Source organism: Streptomyces sp. NPDC107517, assembly GCF_055582645.1.
Genome location: NZ_JBVJPM010000005.1, coordinates 417,481 through 430,653, shown reverse-complemented (window position 1 = coordinate 430,653; position 13,173 = coordinate 417,481). Strand labels below are relative to the sequence as shown.

General features: G+C 71.9%; 12 protein-coding genes. 1 reads left to right on the top strand and 11 read right to left on the bottom strand.

Going from position 1 to position 13,173, the window contains the following annotated elements; translation table 11 throughout:
- Nucleotides 1-16 precede the first annotated feature (16 nt).
- From rpe to fmt, 3 genes are all read right to left on the bottom strand, one after another.
- The gene (gene rpe / locus ACZ67T_RS15460; RefSeq protein WP_469984297.1) at nt 17-703 is read right to left on the bottom strand and encodes a ribulose-phosphate 3-epimerase; all 687 of its coding nucleotides are present in this window, start codon (nt 701-703) and stop codon (nt 17-19) included.
- A 218-nt stretch (nt 704-921) separates the two neighbouring features.
- On the bottom strand, nt 922-2,379 hold the full coding sequence (locus ACZ67T_RS15455; RefSeq protein ID WP_469984295.1) for an RsmB/NOP family class I SAM-dependent RNA methyltransferase: 1,458 nt from the start codon (nt 2,377-2,379) through the stop codon (nt 922-924).
- A gap of 34 nt (nt 2,380-2,413) precedes the next feature.
- Nucleotides 2,414-3,358, bottom strand: coding sequence for a methionyl-tRNA formyltransferase (gene fmt, locus ACZ67T_RS15450; RefSeq protein WP_469984293.1), 945 nt, complete (start codon nt 3,356-3,358; stop codon nt 2,414-2,416).
- A 259-nt stretch (nt 3,359-3,617) separates the two neighbouring features.
- On the opposite strand from fmt, the gene ACZ67T_RS15445 reads away from it, so the two are divergent.
- Complete coding sequence (locus ACZ67T_RS15445; RefSeq protein WP_100597430.1) at nt 3,618-4,157, top strand: hypothetical protein; 540 nt, start codon at nt 3,618-3,620, stop codon at nt 4,155-4,157.
- 152 nt (nt 4,158-4,309) lie between these two features.
- Here ACZ67T_RS15445 and ACZ67T_RS15440 read toward each other — a convergent pair whose 3' ends face one another.
- From ACZ67T_RS15440 to ACZ67T_RS15405, 8 genes are all read right to left on the bottom strand, one after another.
- Entirely contained in the window at nt 4,310-6,460 is a 2,151-nt protein-coding gene (locus tag ACZ67T_RS15440) for a primosomal protein N' (RefSeq protein WP_469984292.1), read from the bottom strand.
- 126 nt (nt 6,461-6,586) lie between these two features.
- Nucleotides 6,587-7,795, bottom strand: a complete 1,209-nt coding sequence (gene metK, locus ACZ67T_RS15435; protein ID WP_469984291.1) for a methionine adenosyltransferase — start codon at nt 7,793-7,795, stop codon at nt 6,587-6,589.
- Nucleotides 7,796-8,044: 249 nt separating this feature from the next.
- Nucleotides 8,045-9,295 (bottom strand): bifunctional phosphopantothenoylcysteine decarboxylase/phosphopantothenate--cysteine ligase CoaBC, encoded by a 1,251-nt coding sequence (gene coaBC, locus ACZ67T_RS15430; RefSeq protein ID WP_469984290.1) that lies wholly within the window; start codon nt 9,293-9,295, stop codon nt 8,045-8,047.
- Nucleotides 9,296-9,427: 132 nt separating this feature from the next.
- Nucleotides 9,428-9,700, bottom strand: coding sequence for a DNA-directed RNA polymerase subunit omega (rpoZ, locus tag ACZ67T_RS15425; protein ID WP_005319902.1), 273 nt, complete (start codon nt 9,698-9,700; stop codon nt 9,428-9,430).
- A 91-nt stretch (nt 9,701-9,791) separates the two neighbouring features.
- Nucleotides 9,792-10,349: a guanylate kinase gene (gmk, locus tag ACZ67T_RS15420; protein WP_100597426.1), complete on the bottom strand. Its 558-nt coding sequence runs from the start codon at nt 10,347-10,349 to the stop codon at nt 9,792-9,794.
- 58 nt (nt 10,350-10,407) lie between these two features.
- Entirely contained in the window at nt 10,408-10,731 is a 324-nt protein-coding gene (locus tag ACZ67T_RS15415; RefSeq protein ID WP_026246651.1) for an integration host factor, read from the bottom strand.
- Nucleotides 10,732-11,212: 481 nt separating this feature from the next.
- On the bottom strand, nt 11,213-12,058 hold the full coding sequence (gene pyrF / locus ACZ67T_RS15410; RefSeq protein WP_469984288.1) for an orotidine-5'-phosphate decarboxylase: 846 nt from the start codon (nt 12,056-12,058) through the stop codon (nt 11,213-11,215).
- Nucleotides 12,055-13,164, bottom strand: coding sequence for a quinone-dependent dihydroorotate dehydrogenase (locus tag ACZ67T_RS15405; protein ID WP_469984287.1), 1,110 nt, complete (start codon nt 13,162-13,164; stop codon nt 12,055-12,057). Before ACZ67T_RS15405 ends, pyrF begins: the two co-directional genes overlap by 4 nt.
- Nucleotides 13,165-13,173: the final 9 nt, after the last annotated feature.

The following is a 13,173-nucleotide window of genomic DNA, read 5'->3' as shown; positions in this document are numbered from 1 at the left end:
TTCACGTTCCCGTGGCTCAGTGGCCGCATGCCCAGGCCGCGGCGGCCGACACCGTCTCGGCCTGCGTGCGCAATGCACGTACCGCCTGGGCGGGGTCGGCGGCGCCGTAGACGGCGGAGCCGGCGACGAAGACGTCGGCTCCCGCCTCCGCACAGCGCTCGATGGTGGAGGCCGAGACGCCGCCGTCGACCTGAAGCCAGAGTTCGAGGCCGTGCTTGCTGATCAGCTCCCGGGTACGGCGGATCTTCGGCAGCATGAGGTCCAGGAAGGCCTGCCCGCCGAAACCCGGCTCGACGGTCATGATCAGCAGCATGTCCAGCTCGGGGAGCAGGTCCTCGTACGGTTCGATGGGGGTCGCGGGCTTGAGCGCCATGGAGGCGCGGGCGCCCTTGGCGCGGATCTCGCGGGCCAGCCGGATGGGGGCGGCCGCGGCCTCCGCGTGGAAGGTGACGGAGCCGGCGCCGGCCTCGACGTACTGCGGGGCCCAGCGGTCGGCGTCCTCGATCATCAGATGGCAGTCCAGCGGGATGTCCGTGGCCCGCGCCAGGGACTCCACGACCGGCATCCCGAGGGTCAGGTTCGGGACGAAGTGGTTGTCCATGACGTCGACATGGAGCCAGTCGGCGCCCTCGACGGCCTTTGCCTCCTCGGCAAGGCGGGCGAAGTCCGCGGACAGGATGCTGGGGTTGATCTGCACGGCCATGACCCAAGACTGCCATGCCCGGCGCCGGTTGCTCCCCCCGGTCCAGACCTGTCTCGCTCCCCGGATGCCGCGCAAGGGCCCCGGTGCCACGGTGAGCGACCCGGATCCGCGAGACCGGAAAGGCCGCCGACCCCGGCACCTGAAGGCGCGCGGGACCGGCGGTCAGCCGCGTGTCCGTGTCAGGCGGGTGCCGTCCGGGTCAAGCGGTGCCGCCCGGATCAGGCGGTGCGCCGGATCAGGGCCAGGTACATCGCGTCCGTGCCGTGCAGATGCGGCCAGAGCTGGATGTCGGGGCCGTCCCCGAGCGCCGGTACACCGGGCAGCAGAGGGCGCGCGTCGATGAGTTCCGCGCCGGGGTGGTGCTTCATGACGTCGTCCACGACGGCGCGGGTCTCGGCGAGGTGCGGAGAGCAGGTCGCGTAGCCGACGACGCCGCCCACCCGGACGGAGTCGAGGGCGGTGGTCAGCAGCGAGCGCTGGAGCGGCGCGAAGCCCTCCAGGTCCTCGGGGCGCCGCCGCCAGCGCGCCTCGGGCCGGCGGCGCAGCGCGCCGAGACCCGTGCACGGCACATCCATGAGGACGCGGTCGAAGGTGCCGGACCCCCACGGCGGACGGGTCCCGTCGGCCGCGATGACCTGGTACGGGCCGGGGTTGCCCGCGAGCGCGTTCGCCACGAGGCGGGCGCGGTGGGGCTGCTTCTCGGCAGCGAGCAGGGCGGCGCCCCGCTCGGAGGCGAGGCCCGCGAGCATGGCCGCCTTGCCGCCGGGTCCTGCGCAGCCGTCGAGCCACTTCTCGTCGCGGCCCTCCAGGGGCGCGTTCGCGAGGGCGATCGCCACGAGCTGGCTGCCCTCGTCCTGGACACCGGCCCGGCCGGTGCGCACGGGGTCGAGCGAGCCGGGCTCACCGCCTTCGGTGAGCCGCACGGCGTACGGCGACCAGCGCCCCGGCAGCGCCGACTCCTCGCCGACCTCGTCCAGGACGACGTCCGCCGTCGTCCGGCCCGGCCGCGCCACCAGCGTGACCTCGGGCCGTTCGTTGTCGGCCTCCAGCAGGTCCTCGATGCCCGCGCGGCCCCCGCCGAGCGAGTCCCACAGCGCCGACACGATCCATCGCGGATGCGAATGCACCACGGCGAGATGGTCCTCGGCGTCCTCGTCGTACGGGGGCGCGACCTTCTCCACCCAGCCGTCGAGGTCGTCCTGCGCGACCTTGCGGAGCACGGCGTTCACGAACTTGGCGCGCCCGTCACCGAGCACGACCCGCGCCAGCTCCACGGAGGCCGACACGGCGGCGTGCGTGGGGATCCGGGTGCCGAGCAGCTGGTGGACGCCCATGTTCAGCACGTCGAGAACGGGCGGGTCCACCTCCCGCAGCGGCCGGTCGATACAGGCGGCGACGATCGCGTCGTACGTGCCCTGCCGGCGGAGCGTCCCGTAGACCAGTTCCGTGGCGAGCGCGGCGTCACGGGCGTCGAAGTCGCCCTTCTCGCGGGCCTTGCGCAGCAGCGGCGGGAGCACGAGGTTCGCATACGCATCGCGCTCGTCCACGGCCCGCAGCGCCTCGAAGGCGAGGTAGCGGACCGGGTCCTTCTGAGGGCGGCGGTACGGCTTTCCCTGCTTCCCTGGGGTGCCGGGCTTACCCGACTTCTGGGGTCGCCGGCCGGACTGGTCGTTCAAAGGTGCTCCGCTGCTGGTATCGGCTCGAACCCGTTCAGCCTACGTCGGTCCCGCCCAGGCGCTCGCCCGGGGCGATCCGCACCCCGCGCGCCCAGTCGGCCGCGGCCATCGGCTTCTTTCCCTGAGCCTGCACCCACAGCAGCTCCACCGCGTAAGAGCCGGTCCCGACGTACAGGTTCTTCTTGCCGACGGCGAGCTCGCCGGGCGCGAGCTCGGTGCGGACCGGCACGGGGACGGCCTGGATGAGCTTGAGGCGCTCGTCGCGGAAGACGGTCCAGGCGCCGGGCGCGGGCGTGCAGCCACGGATGACGCGGTCGACCCGCAGGGCGGGCGCCGTCCAGTCCACGTGCGCGTTCTCGACGGTGATCTTCGGGGCGACCGTGATGCCGTCGACGGGCTGCGCCACAGCCTTCAGGGCGCCGTCCTCGATGCCGTCCATGGTCGCGGAGAGCAGTCCGGCGCCGGCGAAGGCCAGCCGGGTGAGCAGGTCGCCGCTGGTGTCGGTGGGCCGCACCATCTCCGTCACCGTCCCGTAGACGGGCCCGGAGTCGAGCCCTTCCTCGATCAGGAACGTGGACGCTCCGGTGATCTCGTCACCGGCCATGATCGCGTGCTGTACGGGGGCGGCGCCGCGCCAGGCGGGCAGCAGCGAGAAGTGCAGGTTGACCCAGCCGCGGGCGGGGACGTCGAGGGCGACCTTCGGCAGCAACGCGCCGTAGGCGACGACGGGGCAGCAGTCGGGCGCGATCTCGCGCAGCCGGGCCAGGAATGCCTCGTCGCGCGGCTTCACCGGCTTGAGGACCTCGATCCCCGCCTCCTCCGCGCGCTCGGCGACCGGACTGGCGACGAGCCTGCGGCCGCGGCCCGCGGGAGCGTCCGGCCGGGTGACGACCGCGGCGACCTCGTGGCGGTCGGAGGCGATCAGGGCGTCCAGAGCGGGAACGGCGACCTCGGGGGTGCCTGCGAAGACGAGCTTCATAGGTGTCTTTCGGCCTCTCGGGGCAGGGACTTGACGGGCAGCACACCAGTCTATGGCCGTTCCACGGGCCCGTTCCTCCCCGTATTCGTGGCCGCCCACCCCTGGGGGCGTACGCATGGACGCGCGCCCTGCGCATATGCGCATACGCCCCTCCAGCGTGACCCCTCACCAACTGGCGCGTTGGTCAAGGAAGAGTTGACCAACCAAGGGCCCCAGATGCGGCCCGATCCGTTTCAACGCCGGTTCGAGAGGCTTGTTCATGGCCGACCACGCAACCCACGACGCCCAGGCACGGGCCAGCCTGCACCTCCTGGTACGGGACATCGAGCGGGTCCGCCGGCAGGTGGACGCACTGCGTACCCTCAGCGCCCAGCTCGGCAACGTCTACCGTCCGCGCCGCTCCGGCCCCTCCGCGGGCTTCGTCGTCTACGGGCGCGCTCCCGCCCCGACCGTCCGTCTGGCCCAGGAACTGCGCGACAGCGTCGAGACCCTGGTGACCGCGGCCGTCGACTTCGACCGCTCACTGGGCTTCTCGTGGGACGCCGTGGGCTCCGCGCTCGGGGTGACTAAGCAGGCCGTGCACCGCCGGTACGGGGCCCGCAGGGCCGCGGCACAGGCGGCGGCCGAGGCCGAGCGCGCCACGGAGACGGCGGGGACGCGGCCCCCCGTCCCCATCGGGACGGCGACGATCCCGTCCGTACCCGCCGCCCGCTCCATGCCCACGCAGCCGACCGCGGGCAGCCCGGTGCTCCGCGAGGACCCGCGCCCGACGGCCTTCCCCGGCCCGCGCAACGGCTGACCTCGCCTGCTGACTGCCTCCCTGCACATCGTCAGGTACGGGGAGGCAGAGGCGTGTTGGGACGCACCGCGTTGTTTCAGGTCGGGGCAGCGCGCGGAGAGACCGAATGCCACGGGACGCTCCGGCTGCGCCTCCGCGCCACGTCCAACGCCTCAGCCGATGTCCGGCGGATCCACCCGCACCCGTACCGGCTCCGTGCCACCCCTGGCCATCCGGGCCGCCTGAGCGTGCTTCAGCGCCGACGCGAGTGCCGCGCCGCTGCCGGGCGGGACCCTGACCAGGACGCGCTCCCAGTGCTCCCCCGGCGGCGGCGCACCGGGACGGCGTGACGGTCCCGGAGCCGCGTCCGGCACCGGGACAGGGCCCAACACCTCGGCGTCATCCGGCAGTTCCACCGCCGCAAGGAACCCGGCGAGCGCCTCGGGCACACCCGACACCGCCGCCATCCGGGACACCGGGGGAAAGCCGAGCTCGGCCCGCTCGGAGAGCTCGCGCACGGCGTGCCCCACCGGGTCCCACCGCACCAGCGCCTGCACGGGACGCAGCGTCGGCTCGGCCACGATCACCACCGTGCCGCCCGCCCCCTGCGGTCTGACCAGCGAGGCCGCCCCGATCCAGCGCCGCAGCGCGTCCTCCCCCGCCCGCAGGTCGGGGCGGCCCAGCATCGCCCAGCCGTCGAGCAACAGCGCGGCCGCGTACCCGCCTTCGGCCACCGGCTCCGCGCCCGGCGTACTCACCACCAGGGCCGGCGCCCCCGGCACCGTATCGAGAACCTGCTCCCGCCCGGACGTGCGCACCGGCACCGCCGGAAACGCCCGCCCCAGCTCCTCCGCCGTCCTGCGCGCCCCCACGACCTGCGCCCGCAGCCGGAGCCCCCCGCACTCCTGACACCGCCAGGCGCTCTCCTCGTGCCCGCACCAGCGGCACTTGAGGGCGGCGGTCCCCTCGCTCGCCTCCAGGGGCCCGGCGCAGTGGCGGCAGCGTGCGGGCTCGCGGCACCGCTCGCACGCGAGCCGCGGCACGTATCCGCGCCGCGGCACCTGCACCAGAACCGGACCGCTCTTCAGCCCTTCCCGCACCATCTGCCACGCGAGCGTCGGCAGTCGCGCGGCCCGCGCCGCCTCGTCGCGCGCGAGGTCCCCGTCCCCCACGGTCCGTACGAGGGGTGCGGCGCCCCGTACTTGCTCCCGACCGGCGATGAGGGGCGCGGCCCAACCGCTCTCGACGAGCTGCGCCGCCTCGACCGTGCAGCTCCAACTCCCCAGCAAGAAGGCGCATTTGTCGTGCGCGGCCCGCAGCAGCAGCACATCGCGGGCGTGCGGCTGCGGAGCATGCGGCTCCGCGTGGCTGGAGTCCCCGTCGTCCCATATGACCACGAGCCCCAGGTCCCGCACGGGGGCGAACATCGCGGCCCGCGTCCCCACGACCGCCTGCACCGACCCGCGCCGCACCCCGAGCCACTCGCGATACCGCTTCTCGGGACCCGCGTCGGCGGTCAGCACGGCATGCCGCCCCTCGCCGAGTACGGTGCTCAGCGCGGCGTCGACCCGCGCGACCGCCCGCCCGTCGGGCACCACGACCAGGGCCCCGCGCCCGGAGGAGAGGGTCGCTGCGACGGCACGCGCCACTTCGTCGGCCCATTCGGGTCCGGGCAGCGCGTTCCACACGGCCCGGGGCGCGCCACCGGACGCGAGAGCGTCCAGGAAGCCCGGCCCGCGCTCGTACCGCCGCCAGCTCCCCGCGTCCGGCGCCGGCGGAGGCGGCAGCGGCTCGGGCGACGGCTTCTTCTCGGCGCGCGCGTTCCGCGGCGGGACGGCCAACTGGAGCACGTCGGCGAGGCTTCCCGCGTACCGGTCGGCGACGGCGCGGGCGAGGCCGAGCAGCTCCTTTCCGAGCACGGGCTCGGGCGACACGACCTGCGCGAGGGCGGCCAGCGGGCCCTGGTACCCGGACTCGGCGACCCGCGCGACGACGAACCCGTCGATCAGCCCGCCCCCCTCGCGGCGCCCGTCCCGCACGGAGTGCTTCCCGGCGCCGAACCGCACCCGCACCCGCACCCCCGGCTGCGCGTCGGCGTCGAGCTCCTCGGGCACCGCGTAGTCGAAGTACCGGTCGAGATGCAGCACGCCCTTGTCGACGAGCACGCGGGCCACGGGCAGCTCCTTGGCGAGCGCGGCCCCCCGCCACGTACGCGGTTTGGCCCGCGGCACCTTGGCCTGCCGCACACTCTCCCGAATCAGCGCAAGCTGCTCGGGCGGCGCACCCTCACCACCGCCGTCGCCCTGCCCGTTCTCGCTGCTCACAGCCAAATTCCTACCAGACCGCACTGACAGCGGCCGCCGCGACGGGGGCGAGGACGCGCCACGGCCCCGGACCGAACCGGTCCGGGGCCGTGCACGTACAGGCGTCGTCCGCCGCAGGGGTCCCGCTCAGAGGCCCGCGGCCGTGCGCAGCGCGTCCACGCGGTCCGTGCGCTCCCACGTGAAGTCGGGAAGCTCGCGGCCGAAGTGGCCGTACGCGGCGGTCTGCGAGTAGATCGGGCGGAGCAGGTCGAGGTCACGGATGATCGCGGCGGGACGGAGGTCGAAGACCTCGCCGATCGCGTGCTCGATCTTGTCCGTGTCCACCGCGGCCGTGCCGAACGTCTCGACGAAGAGGCCCACCGGCTCGGCCTTGCCGATCGCGTACGCGACCTGGACCTCGCAGCGGGTGGCGAGGCCGGCCGCGACGACGTTCTTGGCGACCCAGCGCATCGCGTAGGCGGCCGAGCGGTCGACCTTGGACGGGTCCTTGCCGGAGAAGGCGCCGCCACCGTGGCGGGCCATGCCGCCGTACGTGTCGATGATGATCTTGCGACCGGTGAGGCCGGCGTCGCCCATCGGGCCGCCGATCTCGAAGCGGCCGGTCGGGTTCACCAGAAGGCGGTAGCCCTCGGTGTCCAGCTTGATGCCGTCCTCGATGAGCTGGCCCAGGACGTGCTCCACGACGAACTCGCGGATGTCGGGGGCGAGCAGCGACTCGAGGTCGATGTCCGACGCGTGCTGGGAGGAGACCACGACCGTGTCGAGGCGGACGGCCTTGTCGCCGTCGTACTCGATGGTGACCTGGGTCTTGCCGTCGGGGCGCAGGTACGGGATCGTCCCGTTCTTGCGAACCTCGGACAGGCGCCGCGAGAGGCGGTGCGCCAGGTGGATCGGGAGCGGCATCAGCTCGGGTGTCTCGTCGCACGCGTAGCCGAACATCAGGCCCTGGTCGCCCGCGCCCTGCTTGTCCAGCTCGTCCTCGTCACCCTCGACACGCGACTCGTACGCCGTGTCGACGCCCTGGGCGATGTCGGGGGACTGCGAGCCGATGGACACCGACACGCCGCAGGAGGCGCCGTCGAAGCCCTTCTTCGAGGAGTCGTAGCCGATCTCGAGGATCTTCTCGCGCACGAGCTGCGCGATCGGCGCGTACGCCTTGGTCGTGACTTCACCGGCGACGTGCACGAGGCCCGTGGTGATGAGCGTCTCCACGGCGACCCGGGAGGTCGGGTCCTCTCGCAGAAGCGCGTCAAGAATGGTGTCGCTGATCTGGTCAGCGATCTTGTCGGGGTGACCCTCGGTCACGGACTCCGAGGTGAACAGGCGACGGGACACAACGCTCCCTGTGGTTGCAGCGGCTGCTGGCTGATCATTTGCGGACGGCCGGGGGCTGCGCCCGGCGTCGTCCGTGACCAGTTTATCGGTCACTCTCGGCCGTCGGACCACGCGTCTCGCCACTTGGGAGCGCTGTGACCAGCGGCACTGCATTCTGCGGTACGACGATCGCTCTTAGGAAGAGGCGAACGTGTCCGAATTGTAAGGGCATCATGCGGTTCAGGGCCTCCGCTGGAGCGAAAGCGGCCTTCACTCGCCGTCGTAGATCCGCTCCACGGCCCGCGCGTCGCCGATGGGCAGCAACCGGCCGACCGCGTCCCAGATCGTGTCGGAGAGCACTTCCTTCGGACCGTACGGGACCGGGGCCTCGCTGCCGTCCGCGCCGAGCAGAACGGCCTCGTTCTCCTCGGCGCCGAAGGTCTTGCGCTCCCCCACCTCGTTGACCACGAGCAGGTCACAGCCCTTGCGGGCCAGTTTCTTGCGGCCGTTGGCGAGGACGTCGTCCGTCTCCGCGGCGAAGCCGACGACGATCTGTCCGGGACGCGGCCGGTCCGCCGAGAGCTCGGCGAGGATGTCCGGGTTACGGACCAGGGCGATGGGCTCCGGCTCCTGCCCGTCCTTCTTCTTGATCTTCCCTGTGGCGTACGTCTCGGGGCGGAAGTCGGCCACGGCTGCCGCCATGACCACCACGTCCGCCTCCGGCGCCGCCTCGAGGACGGCCTCGCGCAGCTCTACCGCCGTCCCTACGTGGACGACCTCGACGCCGGCCGGGTCGGGCAGCGTCGCGTTCGCCGCGAGGAGGGTGACGCGGGCGCCGCGGGCGACCGCCGTGCGGGCGAGGGCGTACCCCTGCTTGCCCGAGGAGCGGTTGCCGAGGAAGCGGACCGGGTCGAGGGGCTCCCGGGTGCCGCCCGCACTGATGACGACGTGCCGTCCGGCGAGGTCCTGGGTGGTCGCCAGATCTCCCCGCGCGAGCACGCGACGGGCGAATTCGAAGATCTCCACCGGGTCGGGGAAGCGGCCCTTGCCCGTGTCGACGCCGGTGAGGCGGCCGACGGCGGGCTCGATGACGAGGGCGCCGCGGCGGCGGAGCGTGGCCACGTTCTCCCTCGTCGCCGGGTGCTCCCACATCTCCGTGTGCATGGCGGGGGCGAAGACGACCGGACAGCGGGCGGTCAGAAGCGTGTTCGTGAGGAGGTCGTCGGCGAGGCCGTGCGCGGCCTTGGCGAGCATGTCGGCCGTCGCGGGCGCGACGATGACCAGGTCGGCGTGCTGGCCGATGCGCACGTGCGGGACCTCGTGGACGGACTCCCAGACCTCGGTCGAGACGGGGTTGCCGGACAGCGCCGACCAGGTCGCCTCCCCCACGAAGTGCAGGGCGGAGTCCGTCGGCACGACGCGTACGTCGTGTCCCGACTCGGTCAGCCGGCGCAGGAGCTCGCACGCCTTGTAGGCGGCGATCCCGCCACTGACCCCCAGAACGACCTTGGGCTTGTCCACGGTCCGTGCCTCCCCGCACTCGGATTCCCGCACTCGGGAACGTACGACTCCCCTCGGAGACGCACGACTCCATGACACACCACAGGCCCGACAGTCGCGCTGCCGGGCCTGTGGCCAAGAAAAACTGATTGCTTACTGAGCCGGGCCCTCGATGGCCTCGGACGTCAGCAGGCCCGCGTTGATCTCGCGGAGCGCGATCGAGAGCGGCTTCTCGTGGACGTGGGTGTCCACCAGCGGGCCGACGTACTCGAGCAGGCCCTCACCGAGCTGCGAGTAGTACGCGTTGATCTGACGCGCGCGCTTGGCGGCGTAGATCACGAGGCTGTACTTCGAGTCGGTCGCCTCGAGCAGCTCATCAATCGGCGGGTTGATGATGCCCTCGGGCGCGGTAATGGAAGAGGACACTCTCTGCCTTCCGATGGGATTGAAGATCACATGTGATCAAGGAAACGCGGGATTGCCCCGGCGGAATTCGAGATCACAAATAGATCGAAGATCAAACAACTCTCATCAAGGCTAGCAGCTCACGGGCCACGTCTTCGACGGAGGTGTTGACCAGGGTCGTATCGAACTCCGCTTCGGCTGCGAGCTCGACCTTGGCGGCGGCGAGTCTGCGCTCGATCACCTCGGGAGCCTCGGTCCCCCGGCCGGTGAGCCGGCGGACCAGCTCCTCCCAGCTCGGCGGGGCGAGGAAGACCAGCTGGGCCTCCGGCATCGACTCGCGGACGAGTCTGGCGCCCTGGAGATCGATCTCGAGGAGGACGGGTTCGCCCGACTCGAGACGGTCCAGGACGGCCCGGCGCGGGGTCCCGTACCGGTTGCCCGCGAACTCGGCCCACTCCAGCAGCTCGCCATTGGCGATCAGCTTGTCCATTTCCTCGTCGGTGACGAAGAAGTAGTGGACACCGTGCTTCTCGCCGGGGCGCGGCTTTCGGGTGGTGGCCGAAACCGACAGCCAGACCTCGGGGTGTTCCTTGCGCATATGAGCGACGACCGTGCTCTTGCCGACCCCGGAGGGGCCGGAGAGCACGGTCAGCCGCGGACGTTCACTCATGCAGCGATTATTCCAGCTATCCCCGCATGCCCGGACCAGTCGGTCCGGGCACGGAGGACTAGGCGCCGGTGCTGCCGAACTCGCGCTCCAGGGACGCGATCTGGTTGGAACCGAGTCCGCGCACGCGGCGGCTCTCGGAAATTCCGAGCCGCTCCATGATCTGCTTGGCGCGGACCTTGCCCACGCCCGGGAGGGACTCAAGGAGGGCGGAGACCTTCATCTTGCCGATGACGTCGTTCTCCTGACCCTGCTTGATGACCTCGTGCAACGAGGCGCCGGAGTGCTTGAGTCGATTCTTGACCTCGGCCCGCTCCCGGCGAGCCGCGGCGGCCTTTTCGAGCGCGGCTGCGCGCTGTTCAGGGGTAAGGGGCGGAAGAGCCACGCCTACGTCACCTCGGATGTCGAACTGTCGGATACGGACCGGTGAGGAACCTAGTCGCCCCTCACCTGGGGAGCAACGAGCAAAACGCTCGCCCGTTTCTCCCCCACTGCCTTGAGAGCGAGGGAGGTGCCCCCACTCGACGGAGACTAGCGGCCAGGACCGCCTGAGTCAGCGAGAACAGACGAAAAGTCCTGGTCAGCCTCCGTCGAGCCAGACATTACAGACATATGACCCCGGATTTCTGCCCGGATCCGGATACGAACCCCTCCCCGAGGCCTCGCTGAAACATCACGGAATGGTCAAGGAGGCTCCCGAAGGCCCCCGCGAAGACCGTTTTCGCACCTCGGCAGCGCCTCCCGGCCCCCCTCGGTGACAAGAACAGCTGCGAATCCGTGACGTGGTGCCCGCATTCCGGATGTCTCACGGGCACGCAGAAGGCCCCCGCACACGCGTGCGGGGGCCTTCGGGCGTTCGGACCGGGTCAGGCGGCGACGACCGCCGCACGGACCTCGTCGGCGAAGCGGACCGACGCGTCGCGCAGGGCGGCGACCGAGGGGCCCGCCTTCAGGACGGCGCGGCTGACGTTCGGGACGACGTTGCGCGCGGCCGCGCCGAAGACGACCGGCAGGTCCGCCGCGGTCGCGCCCTGAGCCCCGATGCCCGGGGCGAGGAGCGGACCATTGATGTCCAGGTCGTACGAGGACAGGTCCCCGAGCGTCGCGCCGACGACCGCTCCGAAGGAGCCCATGGGCGTCTCGCCCGCGTTCTCCTCGGAGAGGTGGGCGAGCATCGTCGCGCCCACGTTGCGCCCGTCGGCGCGTACGGCGTGCTGGACCTCGCCGCCCTCCGGGTTGGAGGTCAGGGCGAGGACGAAGAGCCCGGCGCCGGACTCGCGGGCCAGGTCGACGGCCGGCTTCAGGGACCCGTAGCCGAGGTACGGCGAGACGGTGAGGGCGTCCGAGAAGAGCGGGGAGTCCTTGTGCAGGAAGGTCTCCGCGTACGCGGCCATGGTGGAGCCGATGTCGCCGCGCTTGGCGTCCATGACGACCAGCGTGCCGGCGGCGCGCAGGTCCGCGACGGCGCGCTCCAGGACGGCGACGCCGCGCGAGCCGAAGCGCTCGAAGAACGCCGACTGCGGCTTGACGACGGCGACGGTGTCGGCGAGCGCCTCGACCGAGATCCGCGTGAAGCGCTCCAGGCCGTCGATGTCGTCGTTCAGGCCCCAGGCCGACAGGAGTGCCGCGTGCGGGTCGATGCCCACGCACAGGGGGCCGCGCTCGTCCATGGCGCGGCGCAGGCGGGCGCCGAAGGGTTCGAGAACCGTCATGCGTGGGCCTTCTTCACGTCGGCGCCGACGGCGTCGGCGAGGGTGGCGTACGGCGAGGCGTTCAGGCGGGCGGCGAGGCCCTTGTGGATGGCGCGAGCATAAAACGGACCCTCGTAGATGAAGGCGCTGTAGCCCTGGACGAGGGTGGCACCGGCGAGAATGCGCTGCCAGGCGTCCTCGGCGTTCTCGATGCCGCCGACGCCCACCAGGGTGATCCGGTCCCCCACGCGCGCGTAGAGGCGCCTGAGGACCTCCAGGGAGCGTGCCTTGAGGGGCGCGCCGGACAGGCCGCCGGTCTCCTTCACGAGGGACGGGTCGGAGGTCAGACCGAGGCCGTCGCGCGCGATGGTGGTGTTCGTGGCGATGATCCCGTCGAGACCGAGCTCCACCGCCAGGTCGGCGACGGCGTCGACGTCCTCGTCGGCGAGGTCGGGAGCGATCTTCACCAGGAGGGGAACACGGCGCGAGGTGACGGTGCGGTCGGCGGCCTCGCGCACGGCGGTCAGGAGCGGGCGCAGCGCCTCGGTGGCCTGGAGGTTGCGCAGGCCGGGCGTGTTCGGCGAGGAGACGTTCACAACCAGGTAGTCGGCGTGGGCGGCGAGCCGCTCGGTCGACTTCACGTAGTCGCCGGCCGCCTCCTCCTCGGGCACGACCTTGGTCTTGCCGATGTTCACGCCGACCGTGGCCCTGAAGGCGGGCCTGCGGGCCGCCAGGCGCTCCGCCACGGCCGCGGAGCCCTCGTTGTTGAAGCCCATGCGGTTGATCAGCGCGCGGTCCGGCACCAGGCGGAACAGGCGCTTCTTGGGGTTGCCGGGCTGCGGCTCGCCCGTGACGGTGCCGATCTCGATGTGGTCGAAGCCGAGCATCGTCATGCCGTCGATCGCGACGGCGTTCTTGTCGAAGCCCGCGGCGAGCCCGAAGGGGCCGTGCATCCGCAGGCCGAGGGCCTCCGTGCGCAGCTCTTCGTGGCGGGGCGCGAGGACGGCGGCGACGAACGTGCGGAGCACCGGGACGCGGGCGGCGAGGCGGATCCAGCGGAAGGCCAGGTAGTGGGCCTGCTCCGGGTCCATGCGCTTGAAGACGAGGTTGAAGAAGAGTTTGTACATCGTGGGTGT